Raw genomic sequence first — 26,018 nt, 5'->3', positions numbered from 1 at the left:
CGGCTCATGCGCAGGACATCGAAGCAGCACCCCGGACCGGATGGCGGCGAACGCGTCCTGATCCTGTCGGCAGGGGTCGGGTCCGGACACAACAGCGCCGCCGCCGCGGTGGAACAGGCGTGCGCCGGGCGTCCCGACGTCGCCGAGGTCGAGGTCCTGGACGTCCTCCAGGCGAGCACCTCCCTGTACCGCGACGTCCTCGGCAAGGGGTACTTCGTGCTCGTCGAGGAGACGCCCTGGCTCGTGGAGTGGGGCTACGACCTGAGCGACGCGCCCTTCCGTCGTCGCGGCCCGCTCGACCCCTGGACGCGGGCGAACGCGATGCCGGTGGTCAGTGCGATCAAACGCTTCAAACCCACGGCGATCATCTGCACCCACTTCCTCCCGGCCCAGTTGCTGGCCTCCCTCATCCTCCGTGGTGCCGTCGACGCCAGGACCGCCGTCGTCACCACGGACTACGACTTCCAGGGGCTGTGGCTGACGAGCGCCTTCCACGCGCTCTTCCTCGCCCGGGAGGAGGGGCGGGTCCAGCTGACGGCCCTCGGTCTCCCGCCCGACCGCGTCGTGGCTTCGGGGATCCCCATCGCCGCCCAGCCGAGCGGCCCGGCCGAGCGTGACCCGGCAGCACCGCCCATGCTGCTCATCTCGGCCGGTGCGTCCGGCGGCGACTACGCGCTCGCGGTCGTCCGACAGACGCTGCACCTCCGGTCGCCGTTCACCGCCACGATCGTGTGCGGGCGGAACGAGGCACTGCGACGGAGCGTCGAGGACCTCATCGCGCCCGGCGACGACCGCTACACCGTGCTCGGCTTCACCGACGAGATGCCGCAGCTCCTGCGCCGAGCCGACCTGTTCATCGGCAAGCCCGGAGGCCTGTCGGCGTCGGAGTGCATGGCCGCCGGTCTGCCGATGGTGCTCGTGAACCCCATCCCCGGGCAGGAGGTCCGCAACGGCGACTACCTCATGGAGCAGGGGGCCGCCGTCCGGTGCAACACCGCGACGACGATCGGGTGGAAGATCGACGGGATCCTCGGCGAACCGGGTCGTCTGGCGCGGATGCAGGCCGCAGCCCGACGGGTCGGTCGCCCCGACGCGGCCCGCGACGTCGTCGGCCGGCTGCTCGACGGTCCGGCGCGACCGTTCGTCGTGACCCGGGCAGCGCAGAAGACGATCTTCGACGCGAGTGCCCGACGGGTGGTCGCGAGCGAGCTCGAGGGCGAGTCGGCCCTCGTGCGTCTCGTCGACCCGGCGGCGTCCAGCACGGTGGCGCTGCTCCGGGCCGGTGAGCTGGACGACCTGCAGCACCGCTACACCGGGCCGGACGGCACCCTCCTGCTGCGACGCGACGACGCGGTGCTCTCCGTCCGGCGTGACACGCAGCGACTGCTCCGCGCCGTCCTCGGACGGGATGAGGAGCTCGCCGTGCGCGTCGAGGGTCTCGCCGACCTCGAGTCGGCCGGCCCGAGCTGATCGGGTCGGGTCAGCCAGCTGTGTCCGGCAGTCGGGCGGGGTCGTCGTCGAGGTCGCTGTCACCGGTCCGCAGCGGGACCGCGGACGCCCACGTCGACGGGCTGTGCTGGGCGGCCTGCAGGGCCCAGTCGCCGGCGCGGGCCGACCAGCGGCGGGTGACCGGGTCGCGCTCGAGCGTCGGCGTCGGATCGAGGACGACCCGGACGACGCGTTCCTCACCCGCCTGCAGGGTCACCTTCCGGAACCCGAGGAGCTGGGCGACCGGTCGCTCGGGTGCGGTGTCGGCGGCGTAGAGCTGGACGACGGTCGACCCCTCGCGGCGACCGGTGTTCGTCACGAGGACCTCGGCGGTCCCGCCGGTGTCGTCGAACCGGTGCCCGAGCAGGCGGTGGTCGATCGTCGTGTACCCGAGGCCGAAGCCGAACGGGAAGGCCGGCGTGTGGCCCTCCTCGTCCAACCGCCGCTGACCCCAGCGGTCGTCGTACACGACGGCCTTCGCCTCACGGTCGAACGGCGGCAGGTGTGCGGGATCGGTCGGGATCACGAAGGGCAGTCGTCCGCCGGGCTCGACCACACCGGTCAGGACGTCGGCGAGCGCCCGACCGCCCTCCATCCCGCCGTACCAGGCGAGGACGAGCGCCGGGACACGGTCGCGCCAGGCTTCGGTGAGGATCGCGCTCCCGCCGATGAGCACGACGACCGTGCGCGGGTTGGCTGCGGCGACGGCCAGGATGAGGCGTTCGTCCGACGGCCGGAGGCGGAGCGAGGTGCGATCGCCGCCACGCACGAACCGCGACGCCAGGTGTGCAACGCCGGTGATGGCGCTGCGGAGTCGACCCGAGTCCAGGGCCGCTCCGAGGACGCCGACGTCGACGCCGCCGGTGACGACCGACTCGCCCTCGTCGTGCTGGTCGAAGCCGACGACGACGATGGCCGTGTCGGCTGCCGCCGCCGCAGCGACCGCGGCCCGCACGTTCCCGGCCGGGGTGCTCGTGATCTGCGTGTCGGGGAGTGCCTCACGGAGCCCCTGCAGCGGCGAGACGGTGGTCGGCGGACGGACGCGCGACGAGCCGTGGTCGCCGAGGTTCGCCCGATCCGCGAGACGGCCGACCACCGCGATCCGACGGGTCGTCGCCGATAGGGGGAGGAGCGGTACGCCGTCGTCGACCGGCCGGTTGGCGAGGAGCACGATCGACTCCTCGGCGACGTGTCGGGCGAGCGCGCGGTGGGCCGAGCCGGCGACGACGTCCGCCGAGGGCTGCGGTTCGGTGCGGGTCGCGGCGTGCAGGAGGGTCGTCCGCAGGATGCGTCGGGCCGAGCGCAGGACGGTGGCGTGGTGGAGGGTGCCGGCCCGCAGGGCGGCGGGCAACTCGTGCGCCCGTCGCAGGCGGAGCGGCATCTCCACGTCCATCCCGGCCTCCAGGCTACCGACCGCCGCATGGGTCCCGAAGACCCAGTCGCTCGTCACGAAGCCCGTGAAGCCCCACTCCTCCCGCAGCACGTCCGTGAGCAGCGGACGGTTGACGTCCATGTACTCGCCCCGCACCCGGTTGTAGGCGCTCATGACCGAGTCCGCGCCCGCGTCGATCACGGCTTTGAAGTGCGGCAGGTAGACCTCGTGCAACGCGTGGTCGTCCACCGAGACGTCGACCTCGAAGCGCTCGTCCTCCATGGAGTTGAGCGCGAAGTGCTTCACGCACGCCATCGTGTGGACGCGGACGCCGCGGGTCATGGCCGACCCCATCCGGCCCGTCAGCACCGGATCCTCGCCGTAGCACTCCTGTGCGCGGCCCCACGCGGGATGGCGGAGCAGGTTCACGCAGACGGACGCCGAGTAGTTCGCCCCGCGGATCCGCGTCTCCGCGCCGATCGCCTCACCCACCTGCTCCTCGAGCACCGGGTCCCAGGTGGCCGCCCGCGCCATCGTCACGGGGAACGCGGTGGACTCGCCGATGACGACACCGCGGGCACCGTCACTGAACCGGATCCCCGGGATCCCGAGCCGGGGGACGGCTCCGGCCACGAACGGACGCCGGTGGAGCAGTACGGGGATCAACGGGAGGAGTCGGCGTGGGGAGTCGCCGTCGAGCAGCCCGAGGAGCTCCGCGTCGGTCAGCCGCTCGATCAGTCGTTCGGCGCCTGCGTCGGCGTCGAGGCGTCCGGCGCGGATCTCCTGCACGACCTCGTCGTAGGCGTCGCCCTCGGGTGGTCCGCCTGCGCGGCGCTGCTTCGGCGGACGCGCGTTCCGGCGCCCGGTGACGATTCCCATGCTCTGCATTCTGCACCCTCGACCGGCGTGCTGAGCCCCGACGCCCGACCGCGCGATCCGCCGCACGGTGGAGGACACCTCGGCGGACGCCTGCGAGGATGGGACGATGTCGGGACACGAGGGGGAGTCGGTTGCCGCGATGCAGCCGCTGATCGAGGCGGACGGCGTCGGAGCGGTGATCGACGGGGAGACCCTGCTGGCGCCGACGGACATCCGGGTCGAGCGGGGGATGGCGCTCGCCGTCCGTGGCCGGAACGGATCGGGCAAGACGACCCTGCTGCGCATCCTCAGCGGACGGCTGCGCCCGTCGAGCGGGACGGCGACGATCGAGGGCCGGACCATCGACGACCGCGACCGCACGGTTCGTCGCTCCGTGTCTGCGCTCATCGGCACCCCGGCCTACGCGCCGGACCTGACGCTGCGCGAACACCTGCGCTACATCTCGACGAGCTGGGGTGTGACCGGCCAGGCGGCGGACGACGCCGCCGACGAGCTGCTCGCGGCCCTGCGCATCGACACGCTCGCGCGCCGCTTCTCCACCGAGCTGTCCTCGGGTCAGTCGCAACTGTTCGCCCTGGCGACGGCGTTCGTCCGGCCCTTCGACGTCCTCGTGCTCGACGAACCGGAGCAGCGCCTCGACGCCGAGCGACGTGGCCTCGTCGCCGACCGCATCCTGCTCGCGAAGGAGCGCGGTGCTGCGATCGTCTTCGCGAGCCACGACGCCGGGCTCGTCGAACGGGTCGCGGACGAGGCGATCACGGTCGAAGCCCCGTGAGCACCGGCCCCGGGCGCATCTCGCGCGACGACCGTCGGATCCTCCGCGCCGGCAGGGCTGTGCTCGCCGCGCGCGACGGGCGTCCTCGGATCACCGATGTCGCGTTCGTCGTGTACGCCGGGCTGCTCGTCGCGCTCGTCGTCGGCGCTCCGCTCGTGCGGTTCGCGGTCCTCGGACTGATCGAGCCGGACGCCGCGGGCGTGGTGGTGGCCGTCCGGCCCGGGGTGGTCGCGCTGATCGCGGCGATCACGACGATCGTGGTCGTGCTCGGTGGTCGGACGAGGGGGCCGGTCGTGCCGAGGCCTGCGGCGGTGCAGTTCCTCGCCGATTCGCCGCTGCCGCGTCGGCTCACACTGCGTCGTCCTTTCGTCGCCTCCGCGCTCGCGCTCGTCGGGCTCTCGGTCCTCGCGGCCGGGGTGGTCGGGCTGTCGCGGCTCCTGGTACCGGGGGAGCGGGCGACCGTCTCGGTCGGCGTGACCGCCGACGCGGCCTCGGAGATCGGCATGGCCGGACCGACCGTGCCCGTCGCCGTGGTGGCGTTCGTGATCGGTGCCGTGGGCTTCTCCCTGTTGCTCGCGGTGGCGTGGCTGCTCGGTCAGCACGGTTCGCGACGGACGGTGGCCGCCGTCGTCATCGTCGCCGGCGTGGGCGGAGTGCTCGGTCTCTTCGTCCCCGGCATGCTGCTCGTCTCGCCGTGGGGGTGGCTGGGGCTCCTCTGGGCGCCGGTGGCTGGCGGCATCGAGGCCATGGTGCTCGGCAGCGCACTCGCGACGGGGGACTGGGCGGGGCTCTTCACTTGGGGTGGTGGCGGCTGGTTCGCGTCGGTGGGTGTGCCGGTGTCCTGGTGGCCGGCGGTCGCGCTCGTCGTGCTCGGGGCGGTCTCCCTCCTGCTCGTCCCGCGGCACCTGGACGGGCTCCGGAGCGGGCCTCTCCTCGACCAGGCGCTGCGCTGGCAGCGGGTCGGGATGATGCTGCAGAGCGGTGACGCCTCGGGTGCCGTCGGCGGGCTGCGAGCCTCCCCGACGAGCGGTCGCCGTGTCCCGCTGCGGATGACCGGGCCGTTCTGGCTCGTCGTCCTCCGGCGGTCGATCGTCGGAGCTCGGCGGATACCCGGGCGGGTCGCCCTCGGTTCCCTGATCCTGGCGGCGTCCGGTGCGGCGGTCGGTCTCTCCTTCGGGCTCCCGGACGGTGTGCGGTGGATGCTCGCCGTCCCCGCGGCGTTCCTCGCCTACCTCGCGGTGGGCGTCTGGTGCGACGCCGTGCGGCACGGGGTCGAGAGCGCCGGGACGCCGACGCTCTACGGCCGGAGCCCGCGCTCGCTCGTACTCGCAGGAGCCGTCGCGCCGCTGCTCGCAGCGGTCGTGATCGGTGGGATCGGTGCCCTGCTCGGGGTCCTCGCCTCCGCTGCACCGGGCGGGATGGCGCTCCTCCAGCCGCTCGGGTGGTGGCTGCTGCTCGCGGTGTGGAGCGTCGTACTCCGGACGTTCGACGCCGCGAAGGGACCACTGCCGATCCTGCTGCTCATGCCCGTCCCGACGCCGTTCGGCGACGCCTCCTCGCTGAACGTCCTGGTCTGGCAGTCGGATGCCGTCCTGCTGGCGCTCCTCGTCGGCGGTGGGCTGACGGCGCTCGCGCCGGTGGCGCCTGGTGCGGCTGTCGTCCTGCTGGTCGTGGTGCTCGTGATCGTCGCGGCGCTGGGGTTCGCGCGGTTGCGGAAGCTGTCCCGGCCGGCCTGAGCCCGAGCGAGCCCCGGCAGGGCGTGAGAACAGGAGAACAGCGCGAGAGCCGGACGGAATAAGTGATTCCGTCCGGCTCTCGCGCGGATCTCCTGCTGTGGTGCTGGTGGGCTGGACCCTACTTCGCGACCTTGGCGGCGGCCTCGGCGAGCTTCGGGACGAGCTGCTCGAGGACGACGGGGATGCTGAGCACGGACGCCGCGCTGTAGGCCTGCGTGAGCTCGTCGGCGGGGTCGAGGACGATCGCGCGACCGTCCTGCACCACGGGGAGGCTCGCGAGGAGCGGGTCGGCGGTGGTGTCCGCTGCACTGAACCCGATCGGGAGGAGGACGGCGACGTCGGCGTCGAACGCGGACACCTGCTCGGCGGAGACCGCCGCGTAGAAGCCCGAGGCCTCGAGGTCGAGGACGGCCGGGTTCTGCTGGAAGCCGAGGTCGGCGAGGATGTCGAAGCGACCGTCACCCTCGAGGTAGGCGCCGTAGGCGTCGCCGAACTTCGTCGCGGCGACGGTGGTGAGCCCGGCGAACTCCTGGTGGAGGTCGGCGGCCTCGTTGATCGACTGCTTCGTGGCGGAGACGAGCGCGTCGCCCTCCTGGGGCTTCCCGAGCGCGGCGGCGACCTGCTCGAGCTGGACGTCCCACGGGGTCGCGAACGCGGCGGTCCCCTTGGGTGCGAAGACGGTCGGGGCGATCTCGGAGAGTCGCTCGTACTGCTTCTCGTCGCCGGCGGAGCGGGTGTTGAGGATGAGGTCGGGTTCGAGCGCCTGGATCTGCTCGTAGTTGACCGTGTCGCCGCTGTCGTCGATGATCTCGGGGGTCACGTCGCCGAACAGGTCGGTGGCCCATGGGCCGACGGCCTTGTTGTCGGCGCCGAAGGACTGCCAGTCGTACACGCCGACGGGCACCACGCCGAGGGAGAGTGCCATCTCCGCGTCGGACCAGCCGAGGGCGACGACGGTGAGGTCGCCGGCGGGCTCCGGGACGGTCACCTCGCCGAACATCGTGTCGACGGTGCCGAGCGTGCCGGTGGAGGCGTCATCGGTGGAGGACCCGGCGGTGCAGCCGGCGAGGGCGAGGCCGGCGACCGCGAGGGCGGCGACGGCGGTGAGGGTGCGGGGCATGCGGCGCATGTTCTGCTTTCCGTTGAAGACGTGGGGTATGAGGTAAGCCTAAGCTTCCCAAGTCACGTCCCGGTAACGCTTGTGCTTCGGCCAGCGCGGTGCGCTGACGTGAGCGCGGGGCACTGACGCGAGCGCGGCCCTCCGGAGACCCGCGCTCACGTCCCCTGGGGTGCGCTCACGCCAGCGCGCCGCGCTGTCGCGCGGGCCAGTTGTGCGACATATGTCCGTGTAGGCATATCTGCTCTGTGGATAACCCTGGGCGGGAGTCTGGGCGCGCTTAGCGTCGAGGAATGCCACGGACCTCGCGCTTTCGCTCTGTCTCCACGATCGTTCTCACGGCGGGATTGCTCGCCCTCACCGCGTGCACCGGACCTGAACCCGCGCCGCCTCCGCAGAGTTCGCCGCCGGTCTTCGAGAACGAGGAGGAGGCGCTTGCGGCGGTGACCGAGACGTATCAGCGTTTCCAGGAGCTCTCGTTCCAGATCCTCGCCGAGGGTGGAGCGAACCCGGAACGGATCTCGACGCTGGCATCAGACGACGTCGCTCAGGTGGAGATCGACGGGTACCGCCGATCGGCAGAGCTGGGGTACGCCGTCACCGGCACGCCGTCGGTCCAATCGGTCGTCCTCGACCTCTGGCTGCCACACCCGGACTCCCTCCAGATCGTGGCCCGTGCAGACGTCTGTGTCGATATCTCCAGTGTCCAGGTGCTCGATAGCGCCGGGGCGTCTGTCGTGCCAGCCGATCGCGCGACCCAGTCGCTCTGGGCAGTCGCCATCGCGTATCGAGAAGCAGATCGATCGCTCTTCGTGAGTTCCAAGCAGAAGGAGAAGGACCAATGCAACTGAACGAATCTCACCGTCCGACGGTGCTTACCGCCTGGGCGCTGGTCCTCGGCCTGGTCCTCTCACTCGGCCCGGGGACTGCGGCGGTCGCTGCGCAGTGCTCGGACTTGGACCATTCCATCGGCGCTTGTATCGGCAACGGCTCGGTCGACATCGGGGGCAGCGTCGAACGCCCTGGCACTGGCGCTGGTTCCGGCGGCGGCACAGGCGGAGGCGGCGAAGGGGGCGGTTCGGCCGAGTTGCCGCCCGGTGTGACCGACGGGCCCAACGGTGAGCGGACGGTCTGCAGCCTCATGCGGCCGGACGAGTGCTACACCTTCACGCCCGGCGATCTCGGCACCGACCTCGGAGCAGCACCTGCCGCACAGCCCGTCACGATCCGCGACGTCGCCAGCTTCGCACCCGCCGCCCCGACCGTCACCACCGAACCCGTCGCCTGGGGTGTCCGCGGGCTCCACACCAACGTCATCGCCGCCGCTTCCGGCCACACCCGCACCGGCACCCTGTTGGGCCAGGTCGCGGAGGTGAACTTCATCCCCGTCGGCTTCACCTTCGACTACGGCGACGGTGACACGACCACGACCCGGACCGGTGGATCCTCGTGGGCTGCCCTCGGACTGGCCGAGTTCTCCAAGACCCCGACCAGCCACCGCTACACGACGGTCGGAGCGAGGACCATCACCGCCGAGGTCGAGTACGCCGCCGAGTACCGCATCGGCGACACCGGGTGGCTTCCCGTCGTCGGCACCCTGTCGATCCCGACCGAAGAACCCCACACGGTCCAGATCGTCCGCAACTCGACCGTCGGCGTCGACAAACCCTGCCGCCCCGGTAAACCCGCCATCGGGTGCTGACACCGAGGCGCGCTCACCCCGTGAGCGCGCCCCACCCGCGTGAGCGCACCCCTCCGGAGACCCGCGCTCACATCACCGGGGCGCGCTCACACCCACAAACCCGCGCTCACGTCAGCGCACCGCGCCGGCGCCGCCCACAAACCCGCGCTCGCGCCAGCGCACCGCGCTGACACCGGTCGCCACCACGGGTCAGTGCGCGCCCATCAGCGGGATGACGAGCGGCGTGTGCGACTCGGGGTCGTCGATGATCCGGCAGCGGAGCCCGAAGACCTCCTCGACGAGTTCGGCCGTCACGATGTCCGCCGGCGCACCCTGCGCGACCACGTGTCCGTCGCGCATCGCGATCAGGTGCGTCGCGTACCGCGCCGCCTGGTTGAGGTCGTGCAGGACCGCGACGAGGGTGCGGCCACCCTCCTGGTTGAGCCGGGTGAAGAGGTCGAGTAGCTCCACCTGATGCGTGATGTCGAGGAAGGTCGTCGGCTCGTCGAGCAGCAGCAACGGCGTCTCCTGGGCGAGGGCCATCGCCACCCACACCCGCTGGCGCTGGCCGCCGGACAGTTCGTCGACGAGGCGACCGGACAGCTCCGTGACGTTCGTCGCCTCCATCGCCGCGAGCACCGCCGCCTCATCGGCCGCCGACCAGCGTCGGAGGATCGACTGGTGCGGGTACCGGCCACGCGACACGAGGTCGATGACCGAGATGCCGTCCGGCGCGATCGACGTCTGCGGCAGCAGCCCGATGCGCTTCGCGACCTCCTTCGACGGGTACCGGGTGATCTCCTGCCCGTCGAGCACGACCTGTCCCTGGGTCGGCTTCAGCAGTCGGGCGAGGGCACGCAGGAGCGTCGACTTGCCGCAGGCGTTCGGGCCGACGATGACCGTGAACGAGTCGTCGGGGATCGCGATGTCCAGTTCGTGGATGATGGTCCGCTGGTCGTAGCCGACGCGAAGGGCGGTTCCGGCGAGTCTGGTGGTGGGGCTGTCGATCTTCATGTCAGTGCTTTCCCGCCTGCGTGATGAGCAGGGCGATGAGGTAGATGCCACCGAGGGTCACGGTCACCGCACCGACCGGCAGGGCGGCCGGGGCGATGATCCGCTGGGCCACGACGTCGCTCACGAGGAGCAACGCCGCGCCCATGGCGGCCGAGGGGACGAGGGTGATGCCGGCGGACTTCGTCAGTCGCCGGGCGAGTTGGGGTGCGGCGAGGGCGACGAAGATGATCGGGCCGGCGACCGCGGTGACGGTCGCGGTGAGGGCGACGCCGATCACGAGCAGCAGCAGCCGCGTGCGCTCGACCGGGATGCCGAGGGCGCTCGCGATGTCGTCGCCGAACTCCAGCATGCGGAGTCGGCGGGACAGGAGCGCGAGGAGGGGGACGAGGACCGCGACCGCGATCGTCACGGGCACGACGTCCTGCCATCCGAGGTCGGCGAGCGAACCCATGCCCCAGCTGGCGGCCGCGATGGCGGCGTTGAGGTCCGCCCGCAGCTGCAGGTAGTCGTTGAACGCGTTGAGGACGGCGCTGATCGCGATGCCGATCACGATGAGCCGGAACCCCTGGACGCCCCGAGACCACGCGAGGAGGTAGACGACGAGGGCAGTCGCGAGCCCGCCGATCAACGCACCGGACACCGTCGCCGCGTAGTTCCCGCCGACGACGAGGGTGACGATGAGCGCGCCGGTGAACGCGCCGGAGTTGAACCCGATGATGTCGGGGCTGCCGAGCGGGTTCCGCGTGATCGACTGGAAGATCGCGCCGGAGAGCCCGAGTGCGATCCCACCGACGACGGCGATCACGACCCGCGGCAGGCGCCACTCCAACACGATGCGGAGGACGCTCTCCGAGCCCGTGCCGGTGAACGCGGCGAGCAGTTTGTCGAGCGGGATGCGGTACTCGCCCTGCGTGAGCGCGAAGGCGCCGACCCCCACGACGACGGCGACCAGGGCGCCGACGACGACCAGCTCACGCCGGTGGACCACCCAGCTGACCCGACCGACCCGCACTGTGCGCCGGCCCGGTTCGGCGACGGCGGTCACAGCCCCTGCGCCTTCGAACGGCGGATGAGCACGATGAGGAGCGGGGCACCCACGAACGCCGTGACGATCCCGACCGGCATCTCGCCGGGGACGGCCACCCGCCCGACGAGGTCGGACAGCAGGAAGATGATCGGCGCGAACACCATCGTGAACGGGAGCACCCAGCGTTGATCCGGCCCGACGATGGCGCGGGCGAGGTAGGGCGACATGAGTCCGAGGAAGGCGATCGGTCCTGCCGCCGCGGTGGCCGAACCGCACAACAGGGTGATCGCGACGACCGAGAGCACCCGCGTCCGGAGCACCTTCGTGCCGAGGGAGGTCGCGAGGTCGTCTCCGAGGGCCACGGCGTTGAGTGACCGGGAGACGACGAGGGCGAGGACGACCCCGACGATGAGGAACGGCAGCACCCCGAGGAACACGTCCATCTGGCGGTTCTGCAGCGAGCCGGCCTGCCAGAAGCGGATCTTGTCGAAGATGTCGGGGTTGCGGATCGTGATGGCGAAGGTCACTCCCTGGAGCGCGGCGGAGAGCGCGACGCCGGCGAGGACGAGGCGGACCGGGGTCGCCCCGGCGCGGCCCCGGGAGCCGATCACGTACACGATGACGGACGCGAGGCCCGCGCCGGCGAAGGACCACCACACGTAGGAGCTCAGGTCGGCGGTGCCAGCGATGGCGACGGCGAGCACGACCGCGATGTACGCCCCGGCGTTGACGCCGAGGATGCCGGGGTCGGCGAGCGGGTTCCGCGTGACGGCCTGCATCATCGCTCCGGCGAGGCCGAGCGCCGCACCGACGCCGATGGCCAGGAGCATGCGCGGCACCCGGAACCCGGTGATGAGGATCGCGTTGGTGTCGTCGCCGCCCTGCGAGAGGGCGCGCCAGACCTCTGCGGCACTGATCGTCCCCGAGCCGATGAAGAGGCTGCCCGCTGCGATGGCGGCGAGCACGACGAGCGCGGCGACGAGCAGCAGCCAGCGCGAGGCGGTCGATCGGGCGATGCCGGTCGACGCCTCTCGTGCGCGGGCGGCCGCGGTCGGGAGCCGCAGGCTGTCGAGGTCGGCGCTCACCGGCTCATCGGTTGTCTTCGGCCTTGCCGTGTCGCCAGTAGCCCATGAACGCGACCGACTTGCGGTCGACGCCGCACCCGGAGACGAGGTGCCGACGGAGCGTCTTGATGGCCGACGCCTCTCCGGCGAGCCACGCGTAGAGCGGTGCGCTCTCGAGGACGGGGCCTCCGGTCGCGTTGACCGGCGCTTCCCAGAGCAGCTCGGTGTCGACGTCGACGTCCTCGAGTGCCGGCTGCGTGGCGATCGTGGCGGTGTCGACGCTCGGCGCGAGACGGCTCGCGATGCGCTCGACCTCGGGGATGAGCAGGGTGCCCACGGGCTGGTCGCCGCGGGAGAGGACGACGACCTCGACCCCGTCGGGCTTCGTGGACAGGGCGGCGATGTCGTCCTCGTGCGGCAGCTCGACGACGGCGATCCCGCGCGCGGTGCTCGGCAGGCGCTCGAGGATCCCGGCGATCCCGGGCAGGGCCGTCTCGTCGCCGGCGAGGAGCACCTGGTCGACGGTGGCCGGCGCGTGCCAGTCGATGCCGCCGGCCGGGACGGCCGACCGGGCGTTCGGGACGTTGACGACGAGCTCGTCGCCGACCTTCGCGTCCATCGCCCAGGTGGACGCGGGGCCGACGCGGCCGTGCAGCGCGATGTCGACGTCGAACTCGGCGAGCTCTGGCCGGACCTCGCGGATCGTGTAGGTGCGCATCGGGTGACGCTTGTCGTTGGGCAGCAGTCGCCACGCCTGGTACCAGTCGTCGTGCATCGGCAGCTCGTCGAAGCCGGTGTCGGGCAGCGGGAAGAGCAGCTTGATGCGCTGGTCGTGACGGTTGTCTGCGATGTGCTGGACCTCGGGGCCCGTGAACGTGAACCGCCGATAGCTCGGGCTCACCTGCTCGATGCGCCGGACGACGGCTGCGAGGAGGATGAAGATCGAGTCGGGGGTCTGTTCACTGAGGCGAGGCATCGATAGGTAAGCCTACCCTTCGATGCGCTGGAGGTCACCTGCCGATCGCGCCTTGTCGGCACGGAGTGGCGGTGGTAAACTTGAGTCAGATTCACTCAAGTTTTGAACAGGAGACCGTACCCATGCCAGCAGGCCAGACGCCTCAGCAAGAGGATCAGCGCAGCGCGCTCGAGCAGTACGGCGTCAACCTGACCGAGATCGCCGCCTCCGGCAAGCTCGATCCGGTCATCGGCCGCGACGCCGAGATCCGTCGCGTGAGCCAGGTGCTCACGCGACGCACCAAGAACAACCCCGTCCTCATCGGCGAGCCCGGCGTCGGCAAGACCGCCGTCGTCGAAGGCCTCGCCCAGCGCATCGTCGCGGGAGACGTCGCCGAGAGCCTCAAGGGCAAGCAGCTCATCTCCCTCGACCTCTCAGCGCTCGTGGCCGGCGCCATGTACCGCGGGCAGTTCGAGGAACGCCTCAAGGCGGTGCTCAAGGAGATCGACGAGTCCGACGGACAGATCATCACCTTCATCGACGAGCTCCACGTCCTCATGGGTGCCGGTGGCGGCGAGGGGTCCGTCGCGGCGGCCAACATGCTGAAGCCCATGCTCGCGCGTGGAGAACTGCGGCTCATCGGCGCGACCACGCTCGACGAGTACCGCGAGTTCATCGAGAAGGACGCCGCCATGGAGCGTCGCTTCCAGCAGGTGTTCGTCGGGGAGCCGAGTGTCGAGGACACCGTCGCCATCCTCCGTGGCCTCAAGGAGCGGTACGAGGCGCACCACAAGGTGGCCATCGCCGACAACGCGCTCGTCGCGGCGGCTGCCCTGTCCAACCGCTACATCACGTCGAGGCAACTGCCGGACAAGGCGATCGACCTCATCGACGAGGCGGCCAGCCGACTGCGCATGGAGATCGACTCGGCCCCCGTCGAGATCGACGAGCTCCGACGCAGCGTCGATCGCCTGAAGCTCGAGGAGCTCGCCCTCAAGAAGGAGAAGGACGACGCCTCCAAGGAGCGCCTCGCCCGCCTCCGGGAGGACCTCGCGACCCGCCAGGCCGCGCTCGGCGAACTCCAGGCGCGCTGGGAGCGTGAACGCGCGAGCCTCAACCGGGTCGGCGACCTCAAGAAGCAGCTCGACGCCGCCCGGAGCAAGGCCGAACGGGCCCAGCGCGAGGGCAAGCTCGAACAGGCGTCCAAGCTGCTCTACGCCGACATCCCGCAGCTCGAACGCGAACTCGCGCTCGCGGAGTCAGCCGAGCAGGACACCGACGGCGAACCCCGGATGGTCAACGACCAGGTGACCTCCGAGGACATCGCAGCCGTCATCGCCGCGTGGACCGGCATCCCCGTCGGTCGCCTGTTGCAGGGCGAGACGGAGAAACTGCTGCACCTCGAGCAGGAGCTGTCCCGACGACTCATCGGGCAGCACCGTGCGGTCGCCGCCGTGTCCGACGCCGTCCGGCGCACCCGGGCCGGCATCTCCGACCCCGACCGCCCGACCGGTTCGTTCATGTTCCTCGGCCCCACCGGCGTCGGCAAGACCGAGCTGGCGAAGGCGCTCGCGGAGTTCCTCTTCGACGACGAGAAGGCCATGGTCCGCATCGACATGTCCGAGTACGGCGAGAAGCACTCGGTCTCCCGGCTCGTGGGCGCGCCTCCGGGGTACGTCGGCTACGAGCAGGGCGGCCAGCTCACCGAGGCCGTTCGTCGACGTCCGTACTCCGTCGTGCTGCTCGACGAGGTCGAGAAGGCGCACCCCGAGGTGTTCGACATCCTCCTGCAGGTGCTCGACGACGGCCGCCTGACCGACGGACAGGGGCGCACGGTCGACTTCCGGAACGTCATCCTCGTGCTGACCTCCAACCTCGGCTCGCAGTACCTCATGGACGCGTCGCTCTCCCTCGAGCAGAAGGAGGAGGCGGTCCAGCAGCTCGTGCGCCAGGCGTTCAAGCCGGAGTTCATCAACCGTCTCGACGACATCGTCGTGTTCCAGCCGCTCAGCGAGGCGGAGCTCGGCCAGATCGTCGAGCTGTACATCGACCGCCTGCAGCGTCGACTGGGCGAGCGTCGGCTGCACCTCGCCGTCACGCCCGACGCCCGTGCGTGGCTCGCGGAGCGCGGATACGACCCCATGTACGGCGCGCGTCCGCTGCGTCGACTCATGCAGCGGGAGATCGACGACCGCCTCGCGCGGGCGATCCTCGACGGCTCGATCCGCGACGGCGACACCGTCCACGTCGGGCTCGCGAGCGACGGCGACGGCCTCACGGTCGAGCGAGCGGTGGTCCCGGCCTAGCCCGGTTGCTTGGGGCCAGCGCGGTGCGCTGACCCGAGCGCGACCCACCGACGTGAGCGCGCCCCTCTGGAGGGGCGCGCTCACGCGTATGCCCCGCGCTCGCGCGACAGCACCGCGCTGGCAGTGCCCCCCGAACGGGGGAGGAACCCCCTAGTGCGCGACAGTCGTCCCGCACTAGCGTGATCCTCGCATCGGGCCCGGACGGTCCGAGCTGAACCGGACCGGCACCTGTCGGCCCAGCCGAGAGGACCCGATGTCGCACGCAGCCCCGAGCACGGCTCCCGAGGTGGTCCAACCGGCGAACCCGATCTGGCGACGTCGCCACACGCCGACCTGGTTCTTCTTCGGCGGCGTGGCGCTCTGGCTGTTCCTGCTGCTGGTGCCGCACGTCCTCCTCGGCAACCCGGCGGTGATCCCCGCGTGGATCCTGCTCGGCTCAGGGCTGGCCGCGTCCACCCTGCTGCTCATCATGGCCCGACGTCTCCAGTCGGGCGACGGCGTCACGACGGCGACGCTCCTCTGGGCGGTCCTGGTCGGAGGCTTCATCGCTATAACACTCGGCAGCACCTTCGACTCCCTCATCGGCGTCGCCGCGACCGATGCAGGCGAGAACCCGCACGACATCGGGCTGTTCTTCGCCGGGGTCGCCGAGGAGCTGGCGAAGGTCATCGCCGTCGTGATCGTGGCGTGGCGGCTGCCGGTGAAGACCGCCCGGGGCGGGCTCTTCGTCGGCGGCGCAGTCGGGATCGGCTTCGCGGTCCTCGAGAACCTCTGGTACATCGGGCAAGGGTGGGCGGACGGGGTCGAGGCCTCGCAGAAGCTGGCCGCCGGTTCGCCACCACTCGAGACCATCCTCTCGCACCCGGCGTTCCAAGCGGCCGGGGCCGCGTTCGCCCGGACCGTCTTCGACCCGGTCGGACACCCACTGTGGACGGCACTGTTCGCCGCGGCCGTGTTCGCGGCTGCACGCAACGGCCGGTTCCGGATCACCGTGGGCGTCCTCCTCACCTACCTGCTCGTCGCGGTCATGCACGGCCTGTGGGACGGCAACACCGTGCTCTGGGGGCTGCTGTTCCCGAGCATGCCGGTGCTCAAAGCGCTCGTGGTGCCGGCCATGGTCGTGCTCGTCGTCGCGTTCGCACTCATCTGGCGGGCGCGGGTCCGTCACATCAACCGTGAGGCCGGCGTCGTGTCGCTCCACGTCCCGCGTCGCGAGCGGAAGCAAGCCTGACCATCGCACGGCGCGAGGCCTGCTGTGATCCGGGCATGCTGGGGAGTAGCGTGAAGCGCACCTGATCCGCGACGCCGAGGAGACACCCATGCTGGGACGCAAGACCTTCGAACAGCGAGAGGTCGACCAGGCGAAGACGATGATCGCCGCCCTCGTCGCCGGACGCGAGACGCTGGCTGAGGCCGGAGCGGACCCCGCAGCACTGGCCGTGGTCGACCCCGAGTTCTTCACCGGCCTCACCCTCGTGCTCGACCGGCCGTTCGTCCACCGGGTGCGCTCCGTGCTCGGGAAAGGTCCCGGGGCCCTCAACGAGCTCGAACTCATCGTCGCGTCGATCCTCGACCGCGACCGGGTGTTCACCGTGGGGACCGTCCTCCAGTACGCCGAGAGGACGTCGTTCACCGGCCTCGTCCCGGGCGAGACGATCCGGCTGAGCGCCGAGCAGTTCGAACGGCTTGCCGTCGGGGTCTTCGCCGAGTTGGAGGAGTTGTTCGTCGAAGCGGTGTGAGGTGCGGCGTCGGCCGCGAGCCTGCGTCACGCCCTCCGCGGACGGTGCCACGATCAGCTCGTGAGCTCATCGACGTCCGGAACGATCATGGTGCGGCACGGCGCGAAGCTCCGGTTGACCGTCTCCGCCCTCGTCGGTGTCGCCGTGGGCGTGATCGTCGGCCTGAACTGGTTCTGGGCGGGTGCGATCCTCGCCGGTTGGGGGACCACGTGCGTGGTCTTCGTGGGTTCCCTCTGGATCCGCATCTGGCGGATGGGCCCGGAGCGGACGCGCGAACACGCGACCTCGGAGGAGCCCGGGCGAACGACGAGTGAGGTGCTCATCGTGCTCGCGAGTGTCGGGAGCCTCGTGGCCCTGAGCGTCGTCATCCTGCAGGCGAGGGCGTCCTCCGGGGTCGAGCAGGGCGTGCTCGCCGGCTTCGCGGTCGTGAGCGTGGCGCTCTCCTGGGCGCTCATCCACACGATCTACACGCTGCGGTACGCGCGCATGTACTTCGCGGCGCCGGAGGGCGGCATCGACTTCAACCAGGAGGAGGCGCCGCAGTACAGCGACTTCGCCTACCTCTCGTTCGACCTCGGTATGACCTACCAGGTCTCCGACACGACGCTGCGGTCCAGCGAGCTGCGCCGCACCGTGCTGAAGCACACCCTGCTGTCGTACCTCTTCGGCTCCGTGATCCTGGCGACCGTCATCAACCTCGTCGCGGGGCTGTAGCGGCGCGACGGACACGCCCTTCGACGGGCGGTTGGATGTCCGCTTGCGTTGCCTGGGGCGGGGTGGACTACTCGACCGCCGCTTGTCCTTGACCGATCGAGTCGTCGGCGGCGGGTCAAGGTATACTCAAATATTTCATATGTGCAAGAGGATCGAGCATCTGAGGATACGCTCGCGGTTGATGCGAGTGTGCCTCGTCGTTGGTCTGCTGGCTGCGCCAGTCCAGTTCGGAACGACGGACGGCGGCTCCATGGTCGCGGTGTTCCAAGGGGTCGGCGTATGGGCGATAGCCCGCCTGTCACGCGGTGCAACGGAGCCGAACACGTCGCGCGATTGGTGGCGTCTGACGGAACGAGCTTCGATGAGCGCTCTCGCTGCCCTGCTCGCCGGTCTCGCGACGGTCAGCATGATCGTCTACGGGGCCCACTGGGGCGCGACTGGAGAACTCATCTCGCGATCATGCGTGGAAGCGGCCTTGACTGCGTTGTTCATCGTGTCGGCCATTGGACTGCGTCGTCACCGGCCTCGTCCGAGCGATGACGGGTGAGCCCGCGAACGACGACTGCGCAGCCCGGCGGACCGGACTGCGCAGCGTGGTGGTGCAGGAACCGAGCGGACTACTCCTGGACGATCACGAGGTCGGCGATGGGACGACGCTCACGCGGAGCGGTCTCGCGGTCGCGGAGCATGCCCTCGGGCAGCAGCTCGGGGTCGCCGAGTTCGCCGAGCGCGGTGACGGTGAAGGGCACGAGGCCGTCCGGCAGCGAGAACGCCTCCCGGATGCCGTCGGCGGAGAAGCCGGCCATCTGGTGTGCGAAGAGACCGTCGCTGTGGGCCTGGATGCTCAGGTGCGCCATCGCCTGGCCGAGGTCGTAGATGGCCCAGGGGCGCTCGTTGCCCTCGTCGTCGAGGGTCTCGGCGACGGCGACGATGAGCGCGCCGGCCTGCGCTGCCCAACCGCGGTTGAAGGCCACCAGCTGCTCAGCGATCGTGTCGAACGTGGCGGTGCCCTTGGTGCCGACGATGAACCGCCAGGGCTGCACGTTGTTGGCGCTCGGCGACCAACGCGCGGCTTCGAGGGCCGAGGCCATCTTGGATTCGGCGACAGGCTCACTCACGAAAGCGCGGGGGCTCCAGCGGTCGGCGAGGACATCGAGGATCGGGGCGTCGGTCTGGGCGGTACGGGTGACGATGGACATACGGTCTCCAAGCGAAACAAGGGAAGTGGACAGAGGTTGCGTCGCCGTTGACGATGGATGCAACTGCATCGATCAGGGCGCTATTCCCGGGCTCGAGGGGTCCGTGCAGCGGTGACGATCTCGGCGATCCGGTGCGGGGCCGCCTCGTCCTGCAGCGACGTCGTGTCGCCGAGGGGCCGCTGGTCGACGATGTCGCCGAGCAGACGCCGCATGATCTTCCCCGAGCGGGTCTTCGGGAGGTCTGGGACCACGAAGACGTCGCGGGGCTTCGCGATCGGGCCGATCTCATTCGCCACGTGGGAGCGCAGTGCCTCGCGGAGTGCCGCGGAGCGCTCCAACCAGTACGCCTCGCCGTCGGCCTCGGGCCCGTGGGATCGCGAGGACGGGATGACGAACGCGGCGATCGCGCTCCCCGTGATCGGGTCGTGCACGCCGACCACGCCGGCCTCGCCCACGTGGGGATGCGACACGAGGGCCGACTCGATCTCGATGGTCGACAGGCGGTGGCCCGAGACGTTGATGACGTCGTCGACGCGCCCGAGGACCCAGATGTCGCCGTCCTCGTCCCACTTCGCGCCGTCGCCGGAGAAGAAGTAGCCCTGCTTCCAGTACTTCGCCCAGTACGAGTCGCGGTAGCGCTCCGGGTTGCCCCAGACCGTGCGCGCGAGCGACGGTCCGAAGCGGCTGACGACCAGATAGCCGCCGGATCCGTACGGCACCGTCTCACCCTCCTCGTCGACGACCAGCGCCTCCAGGCCGGGGAGTGCGCGACTGCCGGAACCCGGCTTGATCGTGGTCGCGCCGGGGAGCGGCGCGATGACGGCCGACCCCGTCTCCGACTGCCACCAGGTGTCGACGACCGGGGTCTCGCCTCGCCCGATGCGCTCGCGGAACCACATCCAGGCCTCGGGGTTGATCGCCTCGCCGACGGTGCCGAGGAGCCGGAGACTCGAGAGGTCGTACTCGGCGGGCGGCCCCTCGGGGAACCACGTCATGAGGGTCCGGATGAGCGTGGGCGCCGTGTAGTACGTCGTCACGCCGTAGCGCTCGATGATCTCGAAGTGCCGCGCCTGGTGCGGGGTGTTCGGCGTGCCCTCGTAGATCACCTGGGTGAGCCCGTTCGAGAGCGGACCGTAGATCTCATAGGTGTGCGCGGTGACCCAGGCGAGGTCGGCGGTGCACCAGTGGACGTCGTCGTCTTTGGCGTCGAAGATCGCCCAGTGGGTCCAGGACGCCTGCGTGAGATACCCGCCTGAGGTGTGGACGAGTCCCTTGGGCTTCCCGGTGGTGCCGCTCGTGTAGATGATGAAGAGCGGGTTCTCCGCATCGAACGCCTCGGCCTCGTGGGTGTCCGCGGCGACACCCACGGTGTCGTGCCACCAGACGTCCCGACCGGGGGTCCACGGCACGTTCGGCGTCTCATCGCCCGTGCGTGCGACGACGAGCACGTGCTCGACGGACGGCACGCCGTCGACGGCGGCGTCGGCGTTCTGCTTGACCGGCACGGCGGTGCCCCGGCGGTACTGGCCGTCGGTGGTGATGAGCAGCTTCGCCTCGGTGTCCTCCACTCGGAAGCGCAGCGCCTCGGCCGAGAACCCACCGAACACGAGGGAGTGGATGGCGCCGATACGGGCGACGGCGAGGGTGGCGATGACCGTCTCGGGGATGACCGGCAGGTAGATGACGACGCGGTCGCCCTGGCCGATGCCGAGTGCCGTCAGGGCGTTGGCCGCCTTCGCGACCTCGCGCTGCAACTCGGCGTACGTGATGGAGCGGCGGTCGCCCGGCTCTCCCTCGAAGTGGAGGGCCACCCTGTCGCCTCGTCCGGCGTCGACGTGCCGGTCGACGCAGTTGACCGCCACATTGAGCCTTCCCCCGGCGAACCAGGTGGCGGCGGGGACGGTGAGTTCGGGCTCGGGGTCCGATGGGTCGGACCCTTCGACCGGCCGAGCCGGGTCCCAGGTGTGCGCCGTCTCCCACGGGGTGACCCAGTCGAGGCGTCGGGCCTGCTCCTCCCAGAACGCCACGGGGTCGGCGGCCGCGCGAGCCCACTCCTCCGGGCCGACGTTCGCTTTCTGGGCGAGTTCGGCCGGCGGGGCGTAGCTGCGGGTTTCGGCGAGGAGGTTCGCGATGGTGGCGGCGGGCGCTGCGGACGTCGATCCATCAGTGGGAGGCATGCTGCAACGCTACGCGGGAGGCCGGTGCCGGTGCCATCCGTGGGTCATGCGGCGTCATGGTCCGGACGTTCCGAGGGGCTGTGGAGGAGTGTCGGGAGTAGCCTCGAAGGGCCGCCGCGATGCGCGGCGGACGTCGATCAGGAGCGCGCACGGCGCGTCTCGAGAAGGGAACGACATGGCGACCGTCATCCAGTACCAGGAGCTCGGCTCGGCCGACGTCCTCGAACTCGTCGAGGTGCCGACGCCTCAGGCGGGCCGCGGCGAACTCGTCGTCGAGGTGCGCGCCGCGGGCGTGAACCCGATCGACTGGAAGCTCCGCAGCGGTGTCCGCGGCGGCGAGCTGCAGGGCACCCGACGCGTCGGAAGCGACGGCGCCGGGGTCGTCGTCGAGGTCGGCGCCGGGGTCGAGGGCTGGTCGATCGGCGATGAGGTCGTCGTCGTCAACGCCTCCGGGACGTACGCGACCCACGTGGTCGTCACGCCCGACCAGATCATCCGCAAACCGGCGGCCATCTCCTTCGAGGAGGCAGCGGCGATCGGTATCCCCGTGAGCACGGCCTACCAGGCGCTGCGCTCGCTCGGCGTGACCGAGGGGACGACCCTCCTGATCCATGGTGGATCGGGCTCGGTGGGGCACGCCGCCGTACAGTTCGCCGTGGCCTGGGGAGCGACCGTCGTCGCCACCGCGAGCGAGGGGAACCACGCACGCCTGCGGGAACTCGGGGCGATGCCCGTCACCTACGGTCCCGGGCTCGTCGAGCGCGTGCGCGAGGCCGCCCCGCAGGGCGTCGACCGGGTGCTCGACGCCGTCGGCACCGACGAGGCGCTCGAGGCCTCGTTCGAGCTGGTCGAGGACCGGCAGCACATCGGCACGATCGTCGTCGGCGCGAAGGCGGCCGACCTCGGGATCCAGGCGTGGTCCGGCGGCAACCCGCTCCCGCTCACGGCGCAGGAGCAGGCTTGGCGGGCGGAGGCGATCCCGGCGGTCGCGTCCCTCGTCGAAGAGGGGCGCTTCAGCTTCGAGCTCGGCACCGTCCGGCCTCTCGCCGAGGCCGCCGAGGCGCACCGCGAGAGCGAGTCGGGTCACCCGAGCGGGAAGCTCATCCTCGTCCCCTGAGCGCCCTTCGACAGGCTCAGGGATCGGAGTGTGGACGGGACCGGGGGTCAGAGCGGGACCGGGAGTGACTCGGGTGGGAGTGCCCTTCGACAGGCTCAGGGACCGGGGTCAGGACGAGGCGTCGACTGGGTGCCCTTCGACAGGGTGCCCTTCGACAGGCTCAGGGACCGGAGTGACTTGAGCGGGAGCGCCCTTCGCTCAGGGACCGGAGCGCTACTCCGGGCCCTCGCCGAAGCTGTCGCCGACGGGAGCGCGGTCCGCGAGGTCGTCCTGGTCGTCGAGGTCCTCGACGGCGTCCTCGGTGTCCGCGTCGTCGTCGAGACCCGCATCGCCGACGACGTCGTCACCACCGACGCCGTCGCCGGCGTTGCTCAGGCCGCCGTCGCCGGGGGCCGCGTCGTCGGCGGAGCGGTCGACCGCACCGCCGTCGGGCACGACACCGCCGACCGAGCTGTCGGTCTGGTCCTCACCCGGCACGTGTGCCTGGGCACCCGGGCCGCCGTGGGCAAGGGCGTCGCGTTGGGCGTCTGCTGCTGCTGGATCCAAGGGATGGCTCATGACGGCAGCGTAGGCCGGACGCCGAGACGTCGCGGGGGCTTGGCTCAGGGACGCCGGACGCCTATCCTCCGCGCTCCCCGCCGGACCGGACGCGGTGTCGACAGCGCGGTGCCCTTCGACAAGCTCAGGGACCGGGGCAGGCTCAGGGACCGGGACAGGACCAGGGATCGGGGCAGGCTCAGGGATCGGGGCATGCTCAGGGCCCGGGCAGGCTCAGGGACCGGGGCAGGACCAGGGACCGGGCAGGCTCAGGGGCCGGGGCAGGCTCAGGGGCCGGGGCAGACTCAGGGACCGGGGCAGGCTCAGGGACCGGGGCAGGCTCGGGGACCGGGGCAGGACCAGGGACCGGGGCAGGCTCGGGGACCGGGGAGGGTCAGCGGCCGGTGTGCTGCGCGATGATCGCCTTGATGCGGTCGACGTCGGCCGGCACGATCTCGAAGCGCTGCTCGAGCCCCTCGATGCCCTCGAACGCCTCGGGACGCTCCGGCTCCTCGCCGAGCGCCTCGCGGACGATCTCGGCGAACTTCGCCGGCAGCGCGGTCTCGAGCACGAGCATCGGGACGCCCTCGCGCAGGTGGCGACGGGCGACCGTGACGCCGTCGGCGGTGTGCGGGTCGATCGTGACGCCGTAGCGCTCGTGGACGTCGCGGATGGTGGCGACGCGGTCGGCGTGGGTGCTGCGACCGGAGACGAAGCCGAACTCGCTGATCCGCTCGAACTCGGGCGTCCCGGAGAGGTCGAACCCGCCCTCCTCGTCGAGGGACCGGAACAGCTCACCGAGCCGTGTCGCGTCCTGGCCGACGAGGTCGTAGAGGAAGCGCTCGAAGTTCGACGCCTTCGAGATGTCCATGCTCGGGCTCGAGGTGTGGTGCGTCTCGGCCGCCGAGCGCGGGCGGTACACGCCCGTGCGGAAGAACTCGTCGAGGACGTCGTTCTCGTTCGTCGCGACGACGAGCTGGTCGATCGGGAGCCCCATGGAGCGGGCGATGTGCCCAGCGCAGACGTTGCCGAAGTTGCCGGACGGCACCGAGAACGACACCTTCTGGCCCGGACCGTCGGTCGCGAGCAGCCAGCCGTGCACGTAGTACACGACCTGCGCGACGACGCGGGCCCAGTTGATCGAGTTGACCGTACCGACGGCGTGGAGCGCCTTGAACGGAGCGTCCTTCGAGACGGCCTTCACGATGTCCTGGCAGTCGTCGAAGTTGCCCTCGACGGCGAGGTTCACGATGTTGTCGTCCTGGAGGCTGAACATCTGCGCGCGCTGGAAACTGCTCATGCGGCCGTGCGGGCTCAGCATGATGACCCGGATGCCGGTCTTGCCGCGCATGGCGTGCTCGGCCGCGCTCCCGGTGTCGCCGGAGGTCGCGCCGAGGATGTTGAGCTCGTCGCCGCTCTTCGCGAGCGTGTACTCGAAGAGGTTGCCGAGCAGCTGCATCGCCATGTCCTTGAAGGCGAGCGTCGGGCCGTTCGAGAGGCCGAGGAGCTGCAGCTCGGTGCCGCCCTCCTCGCCGAGGGTGCGCAGCGGGGTGATGAGCGAGGCGTCGTCGCCGGCGCGGCCGTTCGAGTACACCTCGCCGGTGTAGGTGCGACGGGTGATGTCCTGGAGGTCGGCGGCGGGGATGTCGTCGGCGAACTTCGACAGCACGGCGAACGCGAGGTCGGCGTAGGACAGCTCGCGCCACGACTCGAGCTCCTCAGCGGTCAGCTGCGGGTACTCGGCCGGGAGGTACAGTCCGCCGTCCGGGGCGAGCCCGCCGAGGAGGATGTCCGAGAAGTGCTGGGGCAGATCGTGGCCCCGCGTCGACTGATAGTGCATGACCGTCTCTCTCATCCGGTTGGAAGCCCGATCTCCAACCTTGCCATATCGGGGGTCGACGCGCGGAGACCCGCCGTCATCGTGACCGGCCGCTACGCGCGGGCGAGTTCCTCGCGGATCGCGGCGACGAACGCGTCGATGTCGTCCTCCGTGGTGTCGAACGAGCACATCCAGCGGACCTCGCCCTTCGCGGCGTCCCAGTCGTAGAAGCGGAAGCGTTCACGCAGGCGGTCGGGGACACCCGCGGGCAGGGTCGCGAACACCGCGTTGGCCTGGGTCGGCTGGCTGAAGCCGAGGCCCGGTGCCTCCCCGGCGGCGATGAGGGCCTCGAGGGAGGTGCGGAGGCGCGCGGCCATCGCGTTCGCGTGGGTCGCGGAGCGGAGCCAGAGCCCGTCGCCACCGTCGGCCGCCGGCTCGAGCAGGGCGATGAGTTGCGCCGCACCGAAGCGCATCTTCGACGCCAGCTGCATGTTGAGCTTCCGCAGGTAGACGAGGCCCTCCGACGCCGACGGTTCGAGGACGACGATGGCCTCGCCGAACATGAGTCCGTTCTTCGTCCCACCGAAGGAGAGCACGTCGACACCGGCATCGGCGGTGAACGCGCGCAGTGGGACGCCGAGGGCTGCGGCGGCGTTGGCGATGCGGGCGCCGTCGAGGTGCAGTTTCATGCCGTGACCGTGCGCGTGGTCGGCGATCGCACGGATCTCCTCGGGCGTGTACAGGGTGCCGAGTTCGGTGGTCTGCGTGATCGAGACGACGAGCGGCTGTGCACGGTGCTCGTCGCCCCAGCCCCACGCCTCGCGGTCGATGAGGTCGGGCGTGAGCTTGCCGTCGGGGGCGTCGACCGTCAGGAGCTTGATGCCACCGACCCGCTCCGGCGCGCCGCCCTCGTCGGAGTTGATGTGCGCGGTCGACGCCGAGATGACGGCACCCCAGCGCGGGAGCATGGACTGCAGACCGACGACGTTCGCGCCGGTGCCGTTGAACACGGGGAACACGGCGACGTCGCGGCCGAAGTGATCGGCGAAGACCTCGTGCAGCCGACGGGTGTAGTCGTCCTCGCCGTACGCGATCTGGTGGCCACCGTTGGCCGCCGCGAGGGCGTCGAGGATCTCGGGGTGGACGCCGGAGTAGTTGTCGGAGGCGAAGCCGCGGATGCTGGTGTCATGCAGAGAGTCGGTCACTGATCCATCCTCGCGCATGCCGCACGCAGCTTCCGTGCATCGCAGGCCGACTTCCTGCGTGGTCGACCTGGTGTCGTCGGTCTCCCCTAACTCAGGA

22 protein-coding genes are annotated in these 26,018 nt (G+C 70.8%); 11 read left to right on the top strand and 11 right to left on the bottom strand.

From position 1 onward, the window contains the following. Positions 1 to 6: 6 nt before the first annotated feature. Positions 7 to 1,470: an MGDG synthase family glycosyltransferase gene (locus tag B9Y95_RS11185; protein WP_085511943.1), complete on the top strand. Its 1,464-nt coding sequence runs from the start codon at positions 7 to 9 to the stop codon at positions 1,468 to 1,470. Between the two features lie 10 nt (positions 1,471 to 1,480). On the opposite strand, the gene B9Y95_RS11180 is transcribed toward B9Y95_RS11185, so the two are convergent. After that, a complete protein-coding gene (locus B9Y95_RS11180; protein ID WP_085512193.1) occupies positions 1,481 to 3,739 on the bottom strand; it encodes a beta-glucosidase family protein in 2,259 nt (752 codons plus the stop codon). A gap of 106 nt (positions 3,740 to 3,845) precedes the next feature. Here B9Y95_RS11180 and B9Y95_RS11175 point away from each other — a divergent pair, with 106 nt between their 5' ends. Both B9Y95_RS11175 and B9Y95_RS20670 read left to right on the top strand, forming a co-directional pair. Further along, positions 3,846 to 4,514: an ABC transporter ATP-binding protein gene (locus B9Y95_RS11175; protein WP_123539674.1), complete on the top strand. Its 669-nt coding sequence runs from the start codon at positions 3,846 to 3,848 to the stop codon at positions 4,512 to 4,514. Beyond that, the gene (locus B9Y95_RS20670; RefSeq protein WP_085511941.1) at positions 4,511 to 6,250 is read left to right on the top strand and encodes a hypothetical protein; all 1,740 of its coding nucleotides are present in this window, start codon (positions 4,511 to 4,513) and stop codon (positions 6,248 to 6,250) included. The genes B9Y95_RS11175 and B9Y95_RS20670 overlap by 4 nt, the downstream gene beginning before the upstream one ends. Before the next feature lie 118 nt (positions 6,251 to 6,368). Here the strand turns inward: B9Y95_RS20670 and B9Y95_RS11165 are convergent, their stop codons facing one another. After that, positions 6,369 to 7,370 (bottom strand): ABC transporter substrate-binding protein, encoded by a 1,002-nt coding sequence (locus tag B9Y95_RS11165; protein ID WP_200811393.1) that lies wholly within the window; start codon positions 7,368 to 7,370, stop codon positions 6,369 to 6,371. Positions 7,371 to 7,810: 440 nt separating this feature from the next. Between B9Y95_RS11165 and B9Y95_RS11160 the strand changes: the two genes are divergently transcribed. Continuing rightward, positions 7,811 to 8,218: a hypothetical protein gene (locus tag B9Y95_RS11160; protein WP_143736448.1), complete on the top strand. Its 408-nt coding sequence runs from the start codon at positions 7,811 to 7,813 to the stop codon at positions 8,216 to 8,218. Positions 8,219 to 8,238: 20 nt separating this feature from the next. Next, positions 8,239 to 9,069, top strand: a complete 831-nt coding sequence (locus B9Y95_RS11150) for a hypothetical protein (protein ID WP_143736446.1) — start codon at positions 8,239 to 8,241, stop codon at positions 9,067 to 9,069. Between the two features lie 189 nt (positions 9,070 to 9,258). On the opposite strand, the gene B9Y95_RS11145 is transcribed toward B9Y95_RS11150, so the two are convergent. The 4 genes from B9Y95_RS11145 to B9Y95_RS11130 are packed head-to-tail and all read right to left on the bottom strand — an operon-like array spanning position 9,259 to position 13,129. Then, positions 9,259 to 10,062: an ABC transporter ATP-binding protein gene (locus tag B9Y95_RS11145; RefSeq protein ID WP_085511936.1), complete on the bottom strand. Its 804-nt coding sequence runs from the start codon at positions 10,060 to 10,062 to the stop codon at positions 9,259 to 9,261. Between the two features lies 1 nt (position 10,063). Further along, positions 10,064 to 11,107, bottom strand: a complete 1,044-nt coding sequence (locus B9Y95_RS11140) for a FecCD family ABC transporter permease (protein ID WP_085511935.1) — start codon at positions 11,105 to 11,107, stop codon at positions 10,064 to 10,066. Further along, on the bottom strand, positions 11,104 to 12,174 hold the full coding sequence (locus B9Y95_RS11135) for an iron chelate uptake ABC transporter family permease subunit (protein WP_085511934.1): 1,071 nt from the start codon (positions 12,172 to 12,174) through the stop codon (positions 11,104 to 11,106). The genes B9Y95_RS11140 and B9Y95_RS11135 overlap by 4 nt, the downstream gene beginning before the upstream one ends. A 4-nt stretch (positions 12,175 to 12,178) precedes the next feature. Next, complete coding sequence (locus B9Y95_RS11130) at positions 12,179 to 13,129, bottom strand: siderophore-interacting protein (RefSeq protein ID WP_085511933.1); 951 nt, start codon at positions 13,127 to 13,129, stop codon at positions 12,179 to 12,181. Positions 13,130 to 13,251: 122 nt separating this feature from the next. Between B9Y95_RS11130 and B9Y95_RS11125 the strand changes: the two genes are divergently transcribed. The 5 genes from B9Y95_RS11125 (at position 13,252) to B9Y95_RS20370 (ending at position 18,414) form a co-directional block, all read left to right on the top strand. Then, entirely contained in the window at positions 13,252 to 15,414 is a 2,163-nt protein-coding gene (locus tag B9Y95_RS11125; RefSeq protein ID WP_085511932.1) for an ATP-dependent Clp protease ATP-binding subunit, read from the top strand. A gap of 253 nt (positions 15,415 to 15,667) precedes the next feature. Continuing rightward, complete coding sequence (locus B9Y95_RS11120; RefSeq protein ID WP_085511931.1) at positions 15,668 to 16,645, top strand: PrsW family glutamic-type intramembrane protease; 978 nt, start codon at positions 15,668 to 15,670, stop codon at positions 16,643 to 16,645. 88 nt (positions 16,646 to 16,733) lie between these two features. Then, the gene (locus tag B9Y95_RS11115; protein WP_085511930.1) at positions 16,734 to 17,153 is read left to right on the top strand and encodes a hypothetical protein; all 420 of its coding nucleotides are present in this window, start codon (positions 16,734 to 16,736) and stop codon (positions 17,151 to 17,153) included. Between the two features lie 60 nt (positions 17,154 to 17,213). Continuing rightward, entirely contained in the window at positions 17,214 to 17,867 is a 654-nt protein-coding gene (locus B9Y95_RS11110; protein WP_229940487.1) for a DUF1345 domain-containing protein, read from the top strand. 361 nt (positions 17,868 to 18,228) lie between these two features. Next, positions 18,229 to 18,414, top strand: coding sequence for a hypothetical protein (locus B9Y95_RS20370; protein ID WP_143736444.1), 186 nt, complete (start codon positions 18,229 to 18,231; stop codon positions 18,412 to 18,414). Positions 18,415 to 18,484: 70 nt separating this feature from the next. Here B9Y95_RS20370 and B9Y95_RS11100 read toward each other — a convergent pair whose 3' ends face one another. Then, positions 18,485 to 19,066, bottom strand: coding sequence for a nitroreductase family protein (locus B9Y95_RS11100; RefSeq protein ID WP_085511928.1), 582 nt, complete (start codon positions 19,064 to 19,066; stop codon positions 18,485 to 18,487). A gap of 80 nt (positions 19,067 to 19,146) precedes the next feature. Next, positions 19,147 to 21,243 (bottom strand): acetate--CoA ligase, encoded by a 2,097-nt coding sequence (gene acs, locus B9Y95_RS11095; protein ID WP_085511927.1) that lies wholly within the window; start codon positions 21,241 to 21,243, stop codon positions 19,147 to 19,149. Between the two features lie 175 nt (positions 21,244 to 21,418). Here acs and B9Y95_RS11090 point away from each other — a divergent pair, with 175 nt between their 5' ends. Then, the gene (locus B9Y95_RS11090; protein ID WP_085511926.1) at positions 21,419 to 22,360 is read left to right on the top strand and encodes an NADP-dependent oxidoreductase; all 942 of its coding nucleotides are present in this window, start codon (positions 21,419 to 21,421) and stop codon (positions 22,358 to 22,360) included. Between the two features lie 213 nt (positions 22,361 to 22,573). Here B9Y95_RS11090 and B9Y95_RS11085 read toward each other — a convergent pair whose 3' ends face one another. The 3 genes from B9Y95_RS11085 to B9Y95_RS11070 all read right to left on the bottom strand — a co-directional run bounded on the left by B9Y95_RS11085 (position 22,574) and on the right by B9Y95_RS11070 (position 25,939). Continuing rightward, the gene (locus B9Y95_RS11085) at positions 22,574 to 22,918 is read right to left on the bottom strand and encodes a hypothetical protein (RefSeq protein WP_143736442.1); all 345 of its coding nucleotides are present in this window, start codon (positions 22,916 to 22,918) and stop codon (positions 22,574 to 22,576) included. 373 nt (positions 22,919 to 23,291) lie between these two features. Next, a complete protein-coding gene (gene thrC, locus B9Y95_RS11075; protein WP_085511923.1) occupies positions 23,292 to 24,737 on the bottom strand; it encodes a threonine synthase in 1,446 nt (481 codons plus the stop codon). Between the two features lie 92 nt (positions 24,738 to 24,829). Next, complete coding sequence (locus B9Y95_RS11070; RefSeq protein WP_175116455.1) at positions 24,830 to 25,939, bottom strand: threonine aldolase family protein; 1,110 nt, start codon at positions 25,937 to 25,939, stop codon at positions 24,830 to 24,832. Positions 25,940 to 26,018 lie beyond the last annotated feature (79 nt).

The organism is Plantibacter flavus, assembly GCF_900177615.1.
GTDB classification, from domain to species: domain Bacteria; phylum Actinomycetota; class Actinomycetes; order Actinomycetales; family Microbacteriaceae; genus Plantibacter; species Plantibacter flavus.
Note: the sequence above shows the minus strand (reverse complement) of the source record. Positions and strands in the feature narration are given on the sequence as shown.